This window comes from Nocardia sp. NPDC041819 (genome assembly GCF_055590505.1).
The window spans coordinates 249,676-270,256 of sequence record NZ_JBVJAP010000007.1; the positions used below are offsets into that span (position 1 = coordinate 249,676).

General features: G+C 65.1%; 8 protein-coding genes and 1 pseudogene. 3 read left to right on the forward strand and 6 right to left on the reverse strand.

All coding sequences use genetic code 11. The features are described 5' to 3' along the window. Positions 1-495 precede the first annotated feature (495 nt). Together mobF and ACZ6DL_RS21650 are read left to right on the forward strand one after the other, a co-directional pair. Complete coding sequence (gene mobF, locus ACZ6DL_RS21645) at positions 496-6,633, forward strand: MobF family relaxase (RefSeq protein ID WP_466053565.1); 6,138 nt, start codon at positions 496-498, stop codon at positions 6,631-6,633. Between the two features lie 256 nt (positions 6,634-6,889). Then, the gene (locus ACZ6DL_RS21650) at positions 6,890-7,360 is read left to right on the forward strand and encodes a hypothetical protein (RefSeq protein ID WP_466053567.1); all 471 of its coding nucleotides are present in this window, start codon (positions 6,890-6,892) and stop codon (positions 7,358-7,360) included. 229 nt (positions 7,361-7,589) lie between these two features. Here ACZ6DL_RS21650 and ACZ6DL_RS21655 read toward each other — a convergent pair. Both ACZ6DL_RS21655 and ACZ6DL_RS21660 read right to left on the reverse strand, forming a co-directional pair. Continuing rightward, positions 7,590-8,198, reverse strand: a pseudogene (locus ACZ6DL_RS21655) (DUF4913 domain-containing protein); the annotation flags it as partial. A gap of 122 nt (positions 8,199-8,320) precedes the next feature. Then, entirely contained in the window at positions 8,321-9,121 is an 801-nt protein-coding gene (locus tag ACZ6DL_RS21660; protein WP_466053568.1) for a type IV secretory system conjugative DNA transfer family protein, read from the reverse strand. A 1,333-nt stretch (positions 9,122-10,454) separates the two neighbouring features. On the opposite strand from ACZ6DL_RS21660, the gene ACZ6DL_RS21665 reads away from it, so the two are divergent. Next, positions 10,455-11,504 carry a tyrosine-type recombinase/integrase gene (locus tag ACZ6DL_RS21665; RefSeq protein ID WP_466053570.1) on the forward strand — a complete coding sequence of 350 codons (1,050 nt, stop codon included), beginning with the start codon at positions 10,455-10,457 and terminating at the stop codon, positions 11,502-11,504. A 361-nt stretch (positions 11,505-11,865) separates the two neighbouring features. Here the strand turns inward: ACZ6DL_RS21665 and ACZ6DL_RS21670 are convergent, their stop codons facing one another. From ACZ6DL_RS21670 to ACZ6DL_RS21685, 4 genes are all read right to left on the reverse strand, one after another. Continuing rightward, positions 11,866-12,243, reverse strand: coding sequence for a hypothetical protein (locus ACZ6DL_RS21670; protein WP_466053572.1), 378 nt, complete (start codon positions 12,241-12,243; stop codon positions 11,866-11,868). A 445-nt stretch (positions 12,244-12,688) separates the two neighbouring features. Beyond that, entirely contained in the window at positions 12,689-13,657 is a 969-nt protein-coding gene (locus ACZ6DL_RS21675) for a DUF6301 family protein (protein ID WP_466053574.1), read from the reverse strand. Continuing rightward, positions 13,654-14,145 carry a DUF6301 family protein gene (locus ACZ6DL_RS21680; protein ID WP_466053576.1) on the reverse strand — a complete coding sequence of 164 codons (492 nt, stop codon included), beginning with the start codon at positions 14,143-14,145 and terminating at the stop codon, positions 13,654-13,656. The genes ACZ6DL_RS21675 and ACZ6DL_RS21680 overlap by 4 nt, the downstream gene beginning before the upstream one ends. Positions 14,146-14,331: 186 nt before the next feature. Further along, complete coding sequence (locus ACZ6DL_RS21685) at positions 14,332-20,580, reverse strand: toxin glutamine deamidase domain-containing protein (RefSeq protein WP_466053577.1); 6,249 nt, start codon at positions 20,578-20,580, stop codon at positions 14,332-14,334. Position 20,581 lies beyond the last annotated feature (1 nt).

Sequence of the window (20,581 nt, forward strand, 5' to 3'; positions counted from 1 at the left end):
GAAGCGAGATGTGGCCCACTACCTCATCACTGAACTGCACAAGCGCGTGGCGCTGACCACCGCCGCGGCCTGAACCGCGACCGCTTACGCGCACCGCGCCCCTGCCCCTGGTCGGGCAGGGCTAAGCGTACCGCGTCTCGGCCCTGCCGGGCCGGTCGGCCGCCGCCTTGCGGCGCCCGGCGCGCCGCAAGGCGGGTGGTACTAAAGATGACCGACGTACGCGGCAGGGAAGCGTCTTACCGCTCTCCCACGCCGCCCCTCCGCTGCCGGCCCGCTTCGCTTTCTCTACTCTTGTGCCGCGATCCGACTGCATAGCGCACCCTTCCCCCTCGCCGTCTTCCTCCCACCCCCTCTTTTTCGTCCTTTTCGCCCGTCATACCTCTTGCATCCCGGATAACTTTTCCATAACGGCAATCTATTGCGGGAATGCATTAATGCCGACTGCAGCACCAAATCGACTGGCCGACAAAGGAGAGTAGGTCCTGTCATGGAGGTGTGACCGTTACCCTCGCCAAGATCAGCGCTGGCGACGGCTATCAGTACTATCTGCGGCATATCGCCGCGCATGATGCGGCCGAGCGGGGCCGCTCGAGCCTGGCGGATTACTACTCCGCGCACGGTGAGTCGCCGGGGCGATGGTCTGGTGGCGGGCTCGCCGCGTTGGCAGTCCACTACCGGGGGATGCCGGTGGAAGGCTCGGCGGTGCGGGCCGGGGATGTGGTGACCGAGCCACAAATGAAGGCACTGCTCGGTTTGGGCCGTCACCCGCAGGCCGATGCGATCGAAGCGGCCGTGATCGCCGAGGAAATCAGGCGGGGTGCGAAACGCAAGGACGCGAAGCGGGCTGCGTCGCAGGCGTCGAGGTTGGGTGCGCCGTTCCGGATCTACAACGGCGCCAGCGAGTACCGCAAACGGTGCGCGGTCGCGTTCAACACCTACAACACCGACCTCGGTCTTCCCCGGTATGCGCCGATCCCCGACGAGCAGCGGGCCGTGATCCGCACCGCGGTCGCGCGGGAGATGTTCAGCGAGAACTTCGGCCGTCCCCCGCTGGATGCCCGGGAGTTGTCGGGGTGGGTGGCGCGTAACTCTCGTCAGCACACCACGGCGGTGGCGGGTTTCGATTGGACGTTCTCGCCGGTGAAGTCGGTGTCGACCTTGTGGGCGGTCGCGCCGCGCGATGTGTCGAAACTGATCGAGCAGGCACATCATTGCGCGGTCGCTGATGCGATGCGCTACCTCGAACAGCACGCCACCTACACCCGCGTCGGCCGCAACGGGGTCCGCCAGGTCGAGGTCGACGGACTGATCGCCGCGCAATTCGATCACCGCGAATCGCGTGCCGGTGACCCGGATCTGCACACGCATGTTGTGTGCGCTAACCGCTCGCGGGCTGCGGATGGGCAGTGGCGGACGCTGGATGGCGCGGTGTTCTACCGTGCCGCGGTCACCGCCTCGGAGATCTACAACACGCGCCTGGAAATGCATCTGGAGCGGCTGCTCGGGTTGCGGTTCGCCGAACGCGCGGGCCTGGATCCCGGTAAGCGCCCGATCCGGGAGATCGTCGGTGTCGACCCGGCGTTGAACGCCCACTGGTCACAGCGTGACGCGGCGATCACCGCGCGCTTGGGCGAGCTGACCGTCGCACACCAGGCGACCTACGGGCGCGAACCGCTGCCGGTGGAGATGTATCAGCTGGTGCAGCGCGCCATCCTCGACACCCGCGGACCCAAACCGGCAGCGCGGTCGCTGGCCGAACAACGCGCCGCGTGGCGAAGCCAAGCCCTCGCGGTGCTCGCCAGCCCGGCGGCGTTGGCGGCGATGATCACCGCCGCGTTGCATCCGGGCGCGCCGGTGCGGCCGGTGATCGACGCCGACTGGATCGCCCGGTGCGCGGACCGGGTGGTCGCGACGGTGTCGGCGCAGCGGTCGGTGTGGCGGCGTTCGCATGTGCGCGCCGAAATCGAGCGGGTGATCCGCGGGCTGGTGCCGGTCGCGCAGTGGGCACGCGTGGTTGCCGCGGTCGAGCAGCAAGCGCTCGCCCCGACGCGGTCGGTCGCGCGCGGGAACCCGGACGTGGCCGCCCATCCCGAACTGGCGGTGGTGCCGGCGTTGTTCCGCCGCGCGGACGGCCGTTCGATCTACACCAGCGCCGACGGCCAGCTCTACACCTCCCCGAAGGTCCTCGCCGCGGAGGCGGATCTGATCGACATGGCGCGAACGCGCGACGGTCACGCGATCCCCACGTCGGTGGTGGATGCGGCGATCGCGGCGTTCAGCGCGGATCCCGACAACCAGCAGCGGCGCTTGAACGAGGGCCAGCTCGCGACGATCCGCGCGTTCGCGACCTCGGGCGCGGGAGTGCAGATGGCCAACGCGCCCGCGGGTTCGGGCAAGACGACCGCGATGGCGGTCCTGTCCGACGCGTGGCTGGTCGGCGGGGGCACCGTGCTGGGTTTGGCGCCGACCGCGCGCGCGGCCGCCGTACTCGGTGCGGACATCCGGGCGCGGGTGGAGACAGTCGACAAACTGCTGCACGTCCTGGCACGCCACACACCCACCCGGGAGCGGTTTCTGTTCGAACCCGACCGGCTGCCACCACCGCTGCCGCAGTGGGTGCTGGACATCGACGACCGAACGCTGGTCATCGTCGATGAGCACGTACAGATCCCCGACACCGCCCGGCTGCGGCTGCTGATGTTCCTGCGCTCACGCGGGGCGACGGTCCGGCTGGTGGGTGACACCGAACAGCTGCCCGCGATCGACGCCGGGGGCGCGGTACAGGACATGATCCACGCCGCCGGATCCCGCACCCAAACCCTCACCCACATCGTGCGTTTCGTCGACGACGCCGAAGGCGACGCCAGCCTGCTGCTACGCGACGGCGACCCAGCGGGTTTGGCCTACTACCTCGACCACGGCCGCATCCACGTCGGCAGCCCCGCCGCCGTCGCCGACGCCGCGTTCGCCGGATGGCTGGCCGACCACAGCGCCGGACGCGACAGCGTCATGCTCGCCGCCAACCACACGAGGGTGACCGAGCTGAACCGGCTCGCCCGCGAACACCGCCTCACCGGGCAACCGGCGGGCGCGCAGGTGCCGTTGGCCGACACCCTGCACGCGTCGGTGGGTGACACGATCCGCACCGGCCTCAACAATCCCCGGTTGAGCGTCGGCGCCGACGACTACGTCCGCAACGGCTACCGGTGGATCGTCATCGACGTCCATGCCGACGGGTCGCTGAGCGTGGTCCAGTTGCTCGAACACCGCCAGCTCGGCGCGCGGGTGCGGTTGCCGGGCGACTATGTCGCCGCCCATGTGCGGCTGGGTTACGCCGCCACCATCGGCTCCGCCCAGGGCATCACCGCCGACACCTGCCACACCGCGCTGACCGGCCACGAGGCCCGCCCCCAGTTGTATGTCGCGGTCACTCGCGGCCGCGCGGGCAACCACCTGTATCTCACCACCACCGTCGACGGCGACGAACCCTCGTTCTGGACCGAAGAAGCAGTGTTACCGCGCACCGGCCTGGAGTGCCTGATCCGTATCCTCGGGCGCGCCGACACCGACAAATCCGCCCACACCGAACTGCGAGACGCGCTGGACCCGTGGCGGCGACTCGGGCGCGCCACCGACATCTACCTCGACGCCCTGTCGGTCGCCATCGACCACGTCCTCGGTGCGCCCATGTTGGCGCGCATCGACCGCGAAGCCAACAGGTTGTGGCCGGGCCTGACCCGCAGCCGCGGCTATATCATGTTGCGTCAGCATCTGGGGCGGCTACTGCTGGCCGGCCGCGACCCCATCGGCGAACTCGCCGCCGCGATCAAAGCCCGAGAACTCGGCAGCGCGGACGATGTCGCCGCGGTGCTGGACTGGCGGCTGGACACCTCCGGCGCGCACTCAGCCCCTCCCGGGCCGCTGCCGTGGCTTCCCGGCATCCTGGAGTCGCTGCGCACCGACCCGGACGTCGGTGGGTTCCTCATCGCCCGCGCCCGCATCATCACCGAACTGGCGCAGGAGATCCGCGCTACGGCTGCCGCGTTCACGCCCGCGAGCGCACCGCTGTGGGCACGCCCCCTCCTCCGCGCCGATCCGGGGTTACTCGGTGACCTCGCGGTGTGGCGCGCGGCCGCGCATGTCGATGACCTCGACCGCCGCCCCGCCGGACCATCCCGGTTCGTCGCCGCCGAACGCCACCACCACGAACTACTCACCGCCCGCACCAACGAAGCGATCGGCGATATCAACCTCGCGGTCAACAAATGGTCGCCGGCCGCCAAACGCATCGCCGTCGGGGTCACCGACGACCCGTTCTGGCCGGTCCTCGCCGAACGGCTCGACACCGCCGACCGCGCCGGCATCGACGTGTCCGCCCTGCTCGCCGAAGTCGCCGCGATACGCCCGCTGCCCGCCGAGATGCCCGCCGCGGTGCTGTGGTCACGCCTGGCGCTGGGCCCTAGCACCCTGGACACGCCTCGTGCAGAGGCGCCCCTGACGCCGGCGTGGACACCGCAACTGCGGGCGGTACTCGGTGCCGAGGCCGCCGACCGGGTGCTGGCCGACCCGGCATGGCCGAAAGTCGTCGCCGCCATCGACCGCGCCGCCGAATCCGGCTGGACACCGAGCGAACTGCTCGAAGTCGCCAGCGAACTGCTTGTCGGCGGCCGCAGCGACCAGCACGACCGGCTGCGGCCCGACCAGTTCGCCACCGCCCTGGCCTGGCGCATCGACGCCCTCAGCCGCCGGGTCCCCACCTACCCCGATCAGCCACCCGGCGAGCCGCCCGACCTCGACGAGTACCCCGCCACAGAACCCGACATCCCCCCGGTCCCCGACCACATCGCCGAAACCCTGTCCGTGCCCCCGGAGGCCACCATGGACGACAACCCACCACCCCGGACAGCGACCGACCCCACCGCCGCACATCCACCCGACAGTCCACCACCAGCCACGGCATCCCCCGACCGGGTGCCGCTGGCCGCGCAGATCCGCGAGGCCGCGAACCTGCTCAAAACCGGACGGATCACCTCCGCGGCCGACGCCATCGCCCGGCTCAGCGGTGCCGCCAGCCCGCTGGAACGCGACACCCTGCGACGGGTCGAGGAAACTTTGCGCCGCTACGCCTTCCCTGTTGCCCGCGCCCGCCTGGAACACGCCGCCACACTGTTCCCCGACCGAGCCGAGCTGATCCGCGCCTGCATCCCCGACACCGACCCCGGGATCTTCCGCCGCGACACAGATACACGCCAACCCTGGTACCGCCGCAACAGACGCCAGTGGACCGATCCCACCCGCAAAATCCTCCTCGACCGACAGCGACGGGAACCAGACGAGGTCTACGACTACACCACCCGCTATCTCGACTACATCATCCAACCCGACGCCGATGACCGCACCCGCGACGACGAACACCTTCCCCGCAAATCGGGCGGGGTCGTGAGATCGGTCCGGATCGGGGACAGCGACGACCAACGCCCCCTCCGCAGACCCACACTGCACCGAAGCGAGGACCCTGACCGCTTCGACGACATCGAACCCGCCCGTACCCGGCACCGTGCGGGAGATCCGAGCCGAGACGAGCACCTGCAGGCACTGCTGGAACCGCCGCGCGACCTACCGTGCGTGGGTTGCGGATTCGAACGTCCCCTTCTCGACCAACCCGCATTCGATCCCGCGACCGGAGACACCGAACCCGACGACGGGCTCTGCCGCGATTGCCGCGACCACGGCGTGGCAGGCATACCCAACCACGACCCCAACCGATACATCGAGGCACGCTGCGCACACGTCGCCGCGACCCGACCGGCGCCGGAAGCGTTGGCGTTCCTGCACCGCGACTGGCACCGAGTCGCTCTCGCCCACCGCCACCGCATCCGCACCTGGGTACTCGACCACGGACTCAAAACCCAAGCCGAACAAGCCCGTAGCGAGCCATCCGACTCGATGCGCGAGATGTCTGACACGGAACTGAGCGACCACATCGAGCAGACCCACCGGCGAATCGCGTTGACCGCCAGCATGAACGCTGCCGAAACCCTGCCAACCGCGCCGACCATCATCGACCCCAGTACTGCCCGGTCGCAGGGTGTTGCGGCCGCGGACGCGATCACCCATGCACGCTCTGCCGCCGCTGCGGTAGACGAACTGGGCAAGCAACTGCACAGCATCGGCCGCAAGATCGCAGCCACCCGCACCCAACTCGTTTCCGCCAAAGGCGACGCCCAACCCCTGCAGACCGCTCTCGCGGCCCTCCACCAAACCAAACAGCAGCTGATCCAGACAGTGGCCGCCGCCAAACGCACAGCACAGGACGCCCACCGCGACGCCGAACTCCTTGCAGGACCACCCGAACGCTGGGACGAGACCCTCACTAACCCCGGAAGAATCCCTCCCCCATCTACCACTGCGACCGCGACCGCGACCTCGGCTGACCACGAGCGCCTACACCGCCAACTCGAGCAGCTGCGCGCCGAACAACGCCGACGCACGACCCTCTCCCAAGCTCAGCGTGAGCACGAACAGCCACGCCGAGCATCCGCCCACCGTGCGCCGGAGCCGGCCGACCTCGACCTCCCTCACAGCATCAACGAACCACCGACCTCCGCGCCAACCGACGACTTGGGGTTGTGACCCGGTATCGCCGTCGTGTGCATCGAGTGCGTCGCGCCACAGCCACACCGAGCCGTGGCCAGCACTACCGACAGCTGCGCACCGCACAACCTCGGTTGTCCAGCTACGGTCCAGACTGGAGAAACGCGATCAGCGACCTCGACACGGCACCCGCGCCACGCACCGAGAACTGTTCGCCAACAGAAACAAAACACTCAACAACCGGAGACGGGCTGCGGCAGCTGCAACGCCGCTACCGCAGACAGGAGTGACCGTCGTGGGAACGATCCTCACCCCCACCGCCGACATGACCCCCTGGTGCGTGGAGGTCGGCAGCCGATCCGCGCACATCATCGGCGGCCAGCTACTCGCACGCTGCGACGGTGGCGTGGGCCATTCCGGATTCGCCGTTCGCGCTGCCGAAGCCCCCGGGCCGCTGGCCGCGCTGGATCAGATCATCGACCACCCCGCATATCGGGAGCAGCAGCCGAAGGTGCCCATTCGTGCCATTCTCAACCCCAGCTGGTCGGACACCTACTCCAACGGCTGGATTCAGCTCGTCGGCGGCTCCTGCCACGTCTACGGCGCCTCCGGCACCGGCTGGGTACCCGCCTCCATTATCCGGTTCGACGGCTGCGAAGTCGGCATGCTCGAACTCGGCTATGAAGAGATCTTCCACGTGCGCGACAGGGTGAGCGCCGCACTGATCCGCCTCGTAAACACGAGACCGACCGACGTGACCGAGTAGAACGGTGACGGATGCGTCGGAGCACAGCCCGGCTGCACGCCGACCAACGTTCGAAACATGAGCACCGCAGGCCATCCTCCGCCGCATCGGCCTGAACGCGTGCGCACCCGGGGTCACGAGATTCGGAAGTTGTTGAGGAAACGGAAGTCCGGTCCGAATCCCGCGTCCTCGACCGCGACGAGAACTCCGGGCAGGTCGAACCAGTCGTGCGGTACGTCGGTGAACGGTAGTCCGGGCTGTCGGTGTGATGCTCGGGTGTGCAGCGATGCAGTGGCCCGTTGGCGGCGTCGAGGATCAGCCGCATGTGGGGGTCGATGTGGCCGACGAAAAGGCTGCTCATCTGGCTGCGGTCCTCGCTGCGGCGCGCGGCTTCGAAGATCGCGTGCAGCGACGCGAACCGTACTGCGACGGTTCGGTGTCGCCACCACTGTCGGCACCACGTGTACATGCCTTCGCGGCCCTGCCCGATCAGCCGCACCGAGGTCACCGGCAACAACCATTGCTCGGTTAACTCCACGAACGTGGGAAACCGCAGCGGCGGCGGCTCGTCTTCTCCGCCGTCGCCGGTCGGCGGGGCGGCGACGGTAGGGACCGAACCATCCTGGGGGACGGGGTCGAACGGCAGGGACGGCACGGCGACGTGTTTGGCGCGGCTGCAGCGATGCAGGGGCCCGTTGGCGGCGTCGAAGATGATGTGGAAGTGCTGGTCGACATGCCCCAGCAGATAGGTGCTGACCGCGGCGGCGTCTTTGCGTGCGTGGAAGGTTTCGAACGCCGTGTGCAGGTGGGCGATACGGACCGCGCCAGCGCGGTGTGCCCACCATTTGGTGCACCAGGTGTAGGTGCCTTCGCGGTTGGCTTAGGCCAGCCGCACGCTTTTGCAGTGGTCGGCGAAGGTAACGAAGTCCCGAAACCGCTGCGGCGGTGGCGGGGCGGCCGCAGCGGTGCGCTTCTTGCCGGTCACAGTTCGTCCTCGTCCTCGTCCTCGTCGTCTATACCGGGGTCGAGGGTGACTGTGTGTTTCGGTGTTTCGTCGAACATGGCCAGGGAGGCGGTGATCAGCGCGGCGTGTTCACCTTGTTGCCACCAGGGTTTGCGGACCAGGATCGGTCGGTGGCCGGGCAGCCGCACCAGGGCCCGCTGCTTGGGCAGTGCCGCCAACGCGGCCACGTTGAGTATCGGTTCGGCCCGCCAGGTCAGGGTGCGGTTGGAGCCACCGGGGCCGACGCTGTGGGAGCGGTCGGCGACATCGTGCTCGTCGGTGACAGTGGACAGTTGCTGGAGGAATTCGGTGTCGCTGATACCGCCGCCGTAGACCTCGATCGCTTGGGCTCGCATGGTTTTCAATCCGTTTTCTCCCCAGAGGTCTTTGCCTTGTTCGAGGACCTGCAGAAAGGTCATGAGGATGACGCCGTGACCGCCCGCATACGTGTAGTAGCTGGGTAGCAGGGAGATGGGGCAGCAGTTGGCGGCCTCATCGAGCACCGCCAGCAGCGGCACCGCCAACCTTCCGTCGGCGCGGGCCCGGGCGGCGGTGAACGCCGATTCGAGCAGTTGCCCGACCAGAGCGGCGGTCAACGGTGCCGCCGAGTCGGGGCCTTCGATGCTCAACGCGTACAGGGTGTCGTTGCTGGTGACGAACTCGCGGGGGTCGAATTCGGGCAGGTCGTGACGCGGCCCGCCCTCGTCAAGCCCGATGTCGATGTCGTTGTCGCCGCGTTCGTGGACGGTGATGGTGCGCCGGATCGGTGGGCACACCATCTGCGCGCGGACGTGAACTCCGCAGCACGGTCGATTCGGCGTTGCGGCGGTGGCAGACCCTGTGGTCCGGTGGCGTAACTGCTGATTGCGCTGCTCCAGCAGAGATGCGGTGTCATGGCCCTACCGCGGCGGCGACGTTTTGGTGCGCTGGCCTCCTGCGCGGGTTCGGTTGCGAGATTGGACTGCGCTGCCAGTTTGGGGGCGGCGTTGGCCGCTGCTGGGGCCGAGAAGAAACAGAGGCGGGTCTGCGATAGGCGGCGGCCGCCTCTGGTCGCTTCGAATTAACCAGAGGCAACTGAGCATTAATGCAGAGCGCATCGTGCGTCCCCCTGGTGGCGCAGGCGTCGATCGTTGTCTCATAGAAGTGAGCCGACGCGCAATCCCACATACCTTGCGGGGTTCGCATCGGGAAACACTCGCCACTTCATGCCCCTGCGAGTGTGTTTCGAGGTAGATGCGCCACGGATCCATGAGACTCTGCGGTAATCGTAGATCTGTCACGAAGTACGGACGGTGGGAAAATTAAGAGAGAAGACCAGAGCAGACGTGTTCAGGAAAAATCAATACGGAGGAACGAGGGAGCCGGCTACGCACGCCACCCGGGAACGCTTATGCAGCCGGATCGGGGCACCGATCGGCAATATGTCCGTCCACCTTCTGATCCGTTCCCTAATCGCGTACATGGTCCTCTACAAGGATCTGTACTGCAGATATTGCAGACAACGAAGAAGCAACCGATGACTGAACACCTTGCGCCTCGCCCTGACAGGGCGGTTAAGCAGGAGCTGAATATCGCCACGCCGCCTCGGTTGGTCACCGCTTTTGACAGCGATGACCCTCCCATCGAACATATAGAAGCGCCGTCAGCGTTAGAAGGAAACGAGTTCGTAAGTGAACTTTTCATTGGACTGTACAACGCTGGACCCGTGTGCTCGGGAGCACCGGAGGCGTTGGCACCCCACTTTGCTTTTCCAGACGGCCCCAACGAAGCGCCGATCGCCGTCTTGCACTGTTCGGTCACAGCCGTTGACAGGCGGGGGCGTCTGGGAGCGAAGTCGTTACTCAGTCTGCTCGGATGGATTCCGGGGCAACGCTTCTCATTCGAAGTCGATCAGACATTGATCAAGATCCGCCGGTCAGGCCCTGGTTTACCGCTAGGGCGCGACGGGTTTCTCGTGCTTCCCGCCGACGTCCGCAATCGGAGCAACGTCAGTGCCGGAGATCGGCTATTGATGGCGGCTTCTCTCCAGCACGATCTTCTTGTCGTGTACCCGCCGAAAGCGCTGACGGCCGCCTTGTGGGCGTGCCATCCACGCCTCTGGGGGAAGGCGTCATGAAGGAGGAAGATGCCGCTGAGTTGCTAGAGAAGATCTCGCAGCTGGTCGGCAAGGATGCAGCTAATACTGCTGTCGAGGCGCCGACGTTTGGCGAGTACATCCCACGCGTGATCAATGCCGTGACGGCGTTGCAGCGTGAGTCGTACGGTTCCTACTGGAACATCATGCTACGCGAGTGGGAAGAGCGTCGACTGGACGAACTGGCACCCGCTGAGATCGTGGGGTTGATGAACCGCCATAAGGCGAATGCGGTTGTGCGCTCGAACTGGCGAGGGGGCGCCGGCGCGGCGCGGAATCTTCTTCATGCTATACGGTGCGTGTACCGGTTCGCCGAGATGGAGGACTTGATCAAACCCTCGGCCAACCCTGCCGCGAAGGCGCCGATGCCCCGGAAGATGGCGGGCAACCGACACGGACTCACCCCAGAACAGGTGGCTGATCTTGGCCGTATTGCTACGCAAACTGGCAACGACGTTGAGCTCGATGCGTTGATCGTGCGTCTGCATATCGAGACGGCGTGCCGCCGCGACGCAGTACTGCGACTGCGTATCGATGAATTGAGTATTGACGACTGCACTGCTCTCCTGCATCACAAGGGAGGCGTCGACGCCTGGCATCCGATCAGCCCGACCCTTATGCGGAGACTGCGCGAACACTTCGAGCGTCGAGGAGGAATCGACGCCTCAGCTGGGCATCGAGTACTACGGACCCGCAGTGGGAACCGGATCACCGATCGCCGTTACGACAACCTTCACGGCCGGTTTCATCGGCATCTTCCCTGGGCGGAGGCGAAACGTGTGACTGTGCACTGGCTGCGTCACACGACCCTCACCTTCGTCGAGCGTAAGTTCGGTGAGGCCGTCGCGCGGCGGTATGCGGCCCACCACGACCCTGGGTCAACCGCTACGCCGACCTACACAAAGGCGTCGATCATCGAATGCGCGGAGGCTCTGGTCGCGGTCACTGGGCAACTGCATCCACTTGCTCGAACCGTTCGGCACCCGTTGGCTTCTCAAGGCGAGGAAGAGAATAGCTTCGACAAATAGGTGTTGTAAAACGGCATATATCCGAACAGTGCGCAGAAATGGGCGGCAGGCTTTTGGCGCAACGGTGGTGGCGTTGATAGGTCGTTCCGATCACCCCGTCCGGTTTCAATGACGCTATCACGTGCTCATCGAGCATCGACAACTCGATCTTGGCCAGCAGTGGCGACAGGATCCCGCCCTGCGGGGCACCGGTGTCACACTCGATAGACCACTATCGGTCATCCCCGCCAGCCTTGGGCTTCGGCGGCGAAGCTCTGTCATGTACAGCTCTATGTTCGGAAAGTGGCAAGATTCCGAGCCCCATCGATCGTCAACCTCCTAGCGCATCCAGCCTCCTCGGCGCCCCTCCTGCGGCACTCCTTCAGGTCAAACCACGCCGCGCAGGTCCGCGTCGGGGAGACAGCCGCGCCAGCGCTTCAATGACAGCACGGCTCGCGGCCTGCTGAGCCGCTACAAGCGGCACCGCCTCCGGCTCAGGCTCGCTGCCATATGCCCTTTTCAGATCCTCTTCGGCGAGCCAGCACAGATAAGCGCTCTTGGTCATGCCCAGCTCTGAAGCTCGGATGGAAACCCGCATATCCAGTTCGTTGGACATCTTCACCGATCGCGGCTTCTTACGGGCCCCAGCTTTGGGGTCGGCAACCAGCTCAGCCTGAGAATCCTTGCCGCGCTGGGCGTCGGCCACGATCTGCCCCATCTCGTCCGGGGTCACGTCGTTGATATCGCGACGGTCGATCATGGTGGGGTCCTCCCATTATTCGAACTCGGTGACTTTCGCAGCGATGAGAAACCGGACGTGAGTGGCGTGGGAGCCCACGGCGTGATTAATCGAGACTACCTCGTCGGGCAATCAGACTACTAGCGGGGCGCTGCCAATCCGTGATCGACGATCGTCGTCGCCCGGGATGTCACGCGGAGCGGCCGAGATGCCGGTAGATCGTCTTGCGTGACGCCCCGAAGGTTTCGGCGATCTGAGCGACGGTGTAGCGGCGTTTGTCGCGTTCGTCGGTCTCGTCGTACATCTCCCGAGAGTTCGACGAGCACGAAGCGGGTGTCAGCCACCCGGTGTCGCCGGGCTCGGGTGGCGTCGACAGACCGCTATTGGGGACAGGGCCGATGGTGATGGCGCTAACTGACACGCACGGATTCGCAGCCTGGTCGACGTTGACAGTCCGGTCAGCTAATCACTGATCCTGCGGTTCGTTGGTTCTGTCGTACGCGCGCAGCCACACGTTGCTGACAAGACGTAAGCGCACCATCAGCTGCAAGTTGGTCAGGAGCAACGTCGTTTCCTCTTCCGCCCAGCGGGTCTCGGGAATCGAGCCCGCAATTTCCGTGGTCGGCGCACCGAGTGCGCCGGTCAGGGCAGCCTTCGCTGCCGTGTATGCGTCATCGACTGCAGCTCGACCGGCGGTGTCATCCGCGGCGAGAGCGGTGAGCGCGATCTCGATGCGCTCCGCGGCGCCGTCTCTGCCTATCACGTCGCAGCTACCCGGGCCGAGACCGCTGTCGAAGCGGACCCAATCGTTCGACTGGATGATGGGATCCCGCCAGTTGAATTCCGCCAGCAGGTGCATCAGGTTTTCCATCCGCCACGACCAGACCAACGACTGCAGCTGCCTGGCAAGTGCGATGATGTCCGAGTTCCCCATCACCCGCCAACCGGCGGCGAAATCCTCGGAGCTCGGAACAACGCTCGCTGTAGCGTGTGCTGTCTTCGTTGACAGGCCGAGAAGCGGCAGTTCGACCTCGCCGCCGTGCTCGTTCCATGCCTCGTACACCAGCGTGGCCGGATTCGTGATTCCGAAAGCGTCACGTAGACCAGTGACCATCCTTACCGCCAGCTGGCGATAGCCGTCCGACGAGGCCGGCCAGCGCAACTCGTACCACCAGTTGTCACAGTGATCGGCGTCCGGGCGCTGCCAGCCGGCACCCTCGATGATCCGGCCACCGGAATCTCCGACTTGCACGTCGGGGTCAAGCCAGCTGTCGCCAGTCAGCTCTGCCCAAATCATGGTGTCGAGCTGCCGGAATTGGACGAAGCGGCGGCGCTCCTTCGGTTGGTCTGCCTCACCGATGATGACGACCGTTCCAGCAGACAACGTGGCTAGGTGCTGTGTCAGGCCGTCGGTGAACTCCGCCCAACTGGTCATATCAATCCTTGATCTTGCAGCTCGACGGTCTTGTCGTGCATGGCGAGCCATGAGTTGGTCACCAAGTACAGGCATACCGTCGTTTCGAGGCATACCAGTTGAAGCGTTGTCTTCTCCCCGGCCCAACGGACCTCGGGTTCTTCGCCTGGGAGTTGCTTCGACGGTGCGCCCAGTTCAGCAGTAAGTGCCGACACCATTCGCGCGAAGGCGTCGCGCAAGGATGCGTGGCCCGCTGCGCCACCGGTTGTCCTGGCAGTTACTGCGACCTCGATCACTTCGGCCTGGTCGGCGCGGCCTTGCACTCCTCCGCTCGCCATGCCGAAGCCGACGTCGAGGATGGCTGATCGCTCCTTGAGACTCTGCACCTGCCAGCCGAATTCGGCGGCCAGCTGCGGGATGTCGGACATCTGCCAGGACCAATCCAACGACAGCAGGCGGGTCGCCAACTCGACGATCTCAGAATTATCGAGCGCGCGCCACTCAGTCACCGGAGCATCCTACGCAGCGGATCGGAAAGCGCTCCGTCATCTTTTGGTAGGTCAGCTGAAATATCTACCCGATACAACGCGAACCGCCTCCAATTCTGCGTTCACTTCTCGACTTCACAGTATTCCTTGAACCGCTATACTACAGTAGGAATCCGGTACTAGCGACATTCTTGCAGGCTCCTTTGCTTAACGGTCTCTGTATTGACCTCGCTCACGTTCGCGAGCTGCGGCTTGATCGCGCCCACGCATCTGCAACTCCTCCGCCGTCGGCAGTGTGCGAACCGCTTCCTGCGCCGGAGCAGCCTGGCTTATTCGGGACAAATGAACCAGGGCAGCGTGTTCAACGGCGAGTCCACGTTGGATAGCTTGAGAAGCGCGCGCTAGATGCGCGGCCTGCGAATTATAGGGGATATGAATAGGTTCCCGACCCGGCAGCTCATAGACAAATGTATTCGTGCTGCTATCAAAGCGACTCGGAGCGTGTTCGAGGCAGAGCAAATATACGCGGGAGTCGAATGACGATTCCCGTCCCTCAGCGACCCTCAACGCGGGGTTCTGCTGTACCAGCAGGTTGTGCTGTTGGACAACTTGCCTCGTAACGACGTCTCTAGCCTGTTCGACTATCCGGGATGGGTCGGTTTCCAGCGCTTGAAGCACTTCCTGGACATGTTCGGGTGCCGGCTTTATACGGTTGAGCACGCTGGCATTGTTTTCACGCTCAACGTGCTGTACCAGCTCCACCTGCTCGATCAGCTGATGGGCATCGAGCAGGTTCGCCATGTCCAAACCAGGGACTTGCTCGCGACTTTGCGCCAGCTGTTTGACCTGCTCAAGCGCCTGCTCCGCAGCGCGCTCGGCGGACGCGGATTGTGGTTCCCTGGCATTTAGTACCTGCTGCTTCAGCTCAGCTATGACTTCGCGATGCGCGCTGTCAAGTCCTGCCGCTATCCCGCGATCCTTGCCGTTAACGTCAACACGCAGTAGCTCTGCCGCAACTTGTTTCAGGTGTGGTTCGATATTCAGACTATTCAGCGCCTCAGTGCCGCGATATATTTCGAACGCCTGAGCCTGTTCCAGGAGCTGGCTTGCCTTCAGGATATCCCTGCTCGCTTGCCCCACATCTTGCCCGAGCGTTTCTCGGAATTTTTCGATTGCTTCGATCGCCTTGACTCGAAGCTGTGATGGCTTGGCAGGATCGACCGCCTCAAGCACGCGCTCGACGGCGTTTTGCACAACCTCACGGTCGCGCGGGTCCAAAGACTCCAGCAGTCTCGCCCTTTGGGCCTCTATCGCCTGTGCCATGTGCTGCTCCCGTTCCTGCGCACTGACGAGTTCATAGGCACGGGACTTGTCAATGCCACCGAGCAGTTCAGGTGAGAAGGGCTGTCCATCACGTTCGATATTGAAATGCGCGACGTTGACGGTGCCGTCGCGGGATACGTGGACGAGGTTGTACTCGATTAGGAGGGTTCCGTCGGCGTGAGCTCGGAGCAGCTGCTCGCGAGCCTTCAAGAACTTCTGCCCTTCAGGGCTGTTCGGGTCCAGGCCACGCGCCCGCATCTGCTCAGGGGTTTCCGAGAGCAGTCGCTGGAGGTTCTTCTCGATAGCCGCGGTGCGCTCGGCGTACTCGCGAGAGCCCTGCTGGGCGCGTCCATTTTCGGTATTGGCAGCACCCAGTTGTGAGGAGCCGCCCTTACATTCATCAACGATCAGCGTGGGCGGATGACCGGTGAAGGAGATGACGTCGAAGGTGTCGCGTCCATCTACCGCGCTCTCGAACGGGGTCAGCAGGACAGCGTCAGGGCGGTCGGTGGCGTGTGAGATCCCGCCCAACTCCCCCATCGCTTTTGAGGTGAGGACCTTCTCAGTGCCGAGTCGGTTGTAGTCCCGGGCGTTGTCCCGCATCTCGTGCAACCGCTCAAGCTTGGCCAGCTTCTCCTGGTTACTGAGGGAGGAATCATTGACGATGCGACCTTCTTGGTCTTTGACGAAGCCGGCAAGCTTTATCTCGCTCAGCTGGTCGATCTTGTCGACACCGAACTCCCTCATATGGGATTTGACGGCTTCGGCGGCAGCAGCGCGGTCTTGGTCTTGGCGGACGGCATCGGCGGCCAATTCGTCAAGCCTCGACCGTATGTCTGGGTTGGTTACTTCGTGAGTTCGGGCCGGGCCCTTATCTGCCAGGAACGCGACGTCTTCCCTGGATGCGGGATCATTGACCCACCTATTGCCATACCTCAGCTGAAAGCCTCTATCGCGGTAGCTGCCTTCTCGGTCTCCGAATTGGTGCCATCTTCCATCGGGGTCTCGATAGGAGTTGGCCGGATCACCCGGTCGGTGAAGCATGCCGTCCTCGCCGCGATACATGCCCGGCGGAGTCGACTGATTGTCACGCGAGGAGTTCGATCCCTCTGAGGAAGAGTGCGGGTCCCGTTCATTTGGCTGCTCGTGCGGATCTCCCTCTGGTCCGCCGGGGTCAGTGTGGCCTGGCGGCGCGATGTCTGGCACCTGCGCCGATCTCGGCGTGAGTAGCTCGCTAGGCGCGGCGCCCAGCGGGCTTAGTACTCGAACGTCCCTTGCTCCGGCCAGGTCCCGTTTATCCGGCTGCGCGTCTCTGCCCAGGCCACTGCGTTCGCCGATGGGGTGTCGGTCGGTTGGTAGGACAGGGTGTGCTTGTCGATCAGCAGTTGGTGCATGATCGTCGGTTCTGGGGGTTGCGCCATCGACTGCGCTTCGAGCCGGTACTCGATCTTCTGTTGATCTTCCTGCGTCCGCTGGATGCTCACGCGCCACTGTGGCGGGTAGACCTGACTGCCCTGAATCGGTTGTCCGTTCCGAATCGCTTCGTCGTACATCTGCCCGATCACGTGTGGGGGAAGGCTCGAATGCGCTGTCACTACCCCGGTCTGGGCGTTGATCACGTAGTTCCCCAGCCCGAGTCCCATCCCCTTGGCGGTCTCCTCTGGCGTCAGCACTTTCCGACAGACCCACCCGTACTCGGTCTTGAGTATCTGGAACTGTTGCTCGGTCGGGAAGATGCGTGCCAGATACTGTTCCACTTGCTCCCGTGTCTGAAGCTGTTCTGGCACTGTTGATTCCTCCATCGGGGCCGTTTGTCATGAACCAGAGCGACGATGAGTTCGCGGACAGGTAGGCCGGCGGGGTGTCTGAAAGCAGTCGCTGCTGCGGATCCCACCACACGGGCCCGCTGGCATCGTAGGGGTAGACGATGGCGGTGGCGTGAGAGCCATCGACAACCGGTGATCCGTCGGGGTGGTAGCGCAGTTCGCCTGTGTTGACGTCGCGTGCGTGCCATTCATTGACGATCAGTGCCGACGATCCTGGGCCCAGGTGGGCGACCCATTGGTGGAGTGCGTCGAACTGCTCCTGAATAGACTTGCCCTGGTGGTTGAAGTCCTGCCACTCACCCCCAAGCCATTCGGTAGCCCGTTCCGGTCCCCCCTCCTCACCTCCTACGCGATCAAGCGTTCCGTCTGGCAACACGTCAAGCCACCTGGGGACGCCCACCTGGGGGTCGCCGTGGAAGGACGAGATCGCGGCCAGTGCTTGCTCGAGGCAGTTGTTGCTGCGCCCGGGATTTTCGGGCCCGCCGTCGTTGATGAGTTGCCCATATAGGTTGGTACGGGGATCGGCTCCAACCAGGAAGCGGTTGCCGTCGCGCAGCGCATCCTCGACCGCGGCTTGGAATGCCTCATCCTCCAGGTGATTCAGTCGACCGCTGCCGACCTCGCGCGTTTGGGGCAGGTCCTGGAACCGGGACGGTGTGTTGGCACGGGCTATGGCGTTGCTGATGTGGCGCAGGTCAACCGCGTCGAGGCCCGGGGCGTGGCCGGCATCGGTGGGCAGGCCGAGCTGGCGCCGGAGGTGGTCAGCGAGGACGTCGGGGTGGTCGTTCGGATGCCAGGTATTCGGACCGGTCGTCGCGTGGTCGACATTGATGAGCAGGTGCGCCGCGGCCGAGTCATCGGTGTGCACGATATCGACCAGCAAGCGGTCGCCGCTGAGAAGTCGCTCACCGCTGTTGAAGGCTCGATCGGTGCCCAGCTGGGCGCTTTCCAGCACACGCTGGATGTCCTGCGGGGATAAGTGGTCGCCGGACGACAGATGCACCTGGATGGTGATCAGCGCGACCGGGTCGTCCGGGTTATCGGTAAACCGATGCACGTCGTAGGCGGCGTCTTCGTTCGAGCGTCCGCGCGGCGCAACCGACGTCAGGCGGCTGCCGTCATCGGCCTGGTGTCGGTAGTGCTCACGCTCGGGGCGAGCCTCGTTGACGTGCGGCGCCTCGCGCGGGGCATGGTGTTGAGGCGGGGCGCCGGGATCGCGCGGCGGCCGATGAGAATCATGTGGCCGAGCGACAGAGGAGTCATCTCGCGCGGGCCTGTGCTCTGGAGTCGTCGTGGTTGGCCGATCAGACTCCGACCGCGGCTCTGAAGCGTGGGTACTTCGCTCGGACTCGTAACGAGGCCGACCAGTAGTGGATTCGGCATCGTGGGCCACGCTTCTCGGCGTCGGATCTGAAAGCGGCGGCGCGGCCCCCTGCGGCACCCGAGAATCTGGACGCACCGCGGAAAGGTTGTCTGGACGCGCAGCGGTCGGTGGAACCGCAGCCGAAGTAGGCAGACCAGGCTGAGCTGGATCGGAGAGTCCCGGGTGGCTGGGTGTGCTCGGCCTGCTGACCACCTCATGCGCAGAGGCGCTCAGCCCGGGAGCGACGGCCGTGCCGAGCGAGGGGTGCGCTGGTACAGAGAGAGCATCAGCCACGGCGGTCGACGTCGAATGGGGAACCGCAGTCGTATCCCGATGACTTGGCACGGCAGTCTCGACCGCCGCACCATCCGGAACATCACTGACCGCCCTTGGTGCGATGACGTCGTGGGGCGTCGAGGCGGGCGCGTCTACATGCGACGGCTGAGAGTTGGGTTCACCGGTCGGCGTAGCAAGGGGTGTCTCACTGCCGGGCGGGTGGAGAACGGTTTCGATGTCCAGTGAGCCGTGACCAGACAGCAGCGTGGAGCCGTCCGGGAGACGCTCCATCCTCGGACCGCTGACTTGGCTGTCAGAGAGTGACGGCGAGGACTGCTCCGATGGCAGCGTCGGGCTCTCGTGATGGCCTGTGGGCATCGCGTCGGAATGCGCCAGCGATTGCGTCGAGGCGGGCGGGGCGTCGCTGGGTGCGGTCAGCCGACTGGTGGTGTCTGTGGTTGTCGGCGATGGACTGTCCTGGTGGTGATCCGGACGAACTGTTTCGGTGCCAGTAGAGGCCGGCGCGGTAGTGACCTCGTGCTGACCGGGTGATGGCGGTGCCGCAGGTGATGCGTGTTCGACGGCCGGTGTTTGGGGACTTGGTTTGGTGTCGGTCGTAGCGAGCGTTGGCTCAGCCTCGATGGTCGGCGATGGCTTCGTGCCGGTGTCCTGGGGGCTACTGAGATCGAGGTGCGGCGTATTGCCATGGTCGATGCTGGGCGCAGTCGAGTCGTGGTTGTGGTGGGCACCCGCACCGGCAGCAAAGATGGCGCCGTTGGCGACGGAGGAGGTCACCATGGGCGCGCCGAACTCGAAGTTTCCGCCGAGGGGCACCGTTGCTGCAGTGCCTGCCGCATAGGCGGCCGTGCCGACGGCACCGTCGACCGCGGTTTGGGTGGCGGCTTTGCCGAGTTTGGAGCTTGCCGCGTCGACAGCGTTACTCCCGAGGCCACTGGCGCCGAGCCCGCCACCGATTGCACCGGCAACTGTTCCGGTCAAGGTGCCGAGACCGACTTGGTTCCAGTCCTTGGCGTTTAATCCGTCACGGTGACCGTCGGCGATCTGCACAAGGCGGGCGCCGAGGTCCACACCACCGCTCTGCAGAATGCCCCACCCAACTCCCTTCAACGCGGCACGGGCCGCAGCTTTGGCCGCGGCCCGCGTCAGCATGCGTTGAATGAGCTGCCGGATCGCCATCCGGATTGTGATTTGGGTAGCGACCCGCGCGGCGACCTCTGCAGCTGCCGCGGCCGGGGCACCGATCCCGGTCGCGGCGACGCCCAATGCCCAGAGCGCTTGGGCAGCGAAGATGACCAGCGCCGCGATGATGACCATCTTGGTGTGCTCGATGTCATTGGCGCCATCGTTTAGGCTGTCGGCGAGAGACTGGCAGCGCTTGATCAGCGCAGGCAGTGACCCGTCTGGGCCGTCGATTTGCCGCCAGTAATCGGCGAGCGCGTCATGGGTCTTGCCGCTATCGAGCGCAGTCAGGACATCGCGCAGCGCACCGTCGGCGTCGCCCTCAATGTCGCTATCGAGCACGGTGGCTAAGGTGTCCCACGCCTCGGCGACCCGCCGCATCGCGGTCTCGTCACCCTCAGGCCAGTCCCCCGCACCGACAACCCATTTCGCAACCCATTGCAGTTCGCCCGGTAGCTCTATGCCCATG

Bases quoted from the DNA above. Each gene is read 5' to 3' on its own strand.
- ACZ6DL_RS21660 (WP_466053568.1), bottom strand. From the start codon at position 9,121: ATGGTGTGCCCACCGATCCGGCGCACCATCACCGTCCACGAACGCGGC.
- ACZ6DL_RS21670 (WP_466053572.1), bottom strand. From the start codon at position 12,243: ATGATCGACCGTCGCGATATCAACGACGTGACCCCGGACGAGATGGGG.
- ACZ6DL_RS21665 (WP_466053570.1), top strand. From the start codon at position 10,455: ATGAAGGAGGAAGATGCCGCTGAGTTGCTAGAGAAGATCTCGCAGCTG.
- ACZ6DL_RS21685 (WP_466053577.1), bottom strand. From the start codon at position 20,580: ATGGGCATAGAGCTACCGGGCGAACTGCAATGGGTTGCGAAATGGGTT.
- ACZ6DL_RS21675 (WP_466053574.1), bottom strand. From the start codon at position 13,657: ATGACCAGTTGGGCGGAGTTCACCGACGGCCTGACACAGCACCTAGCC.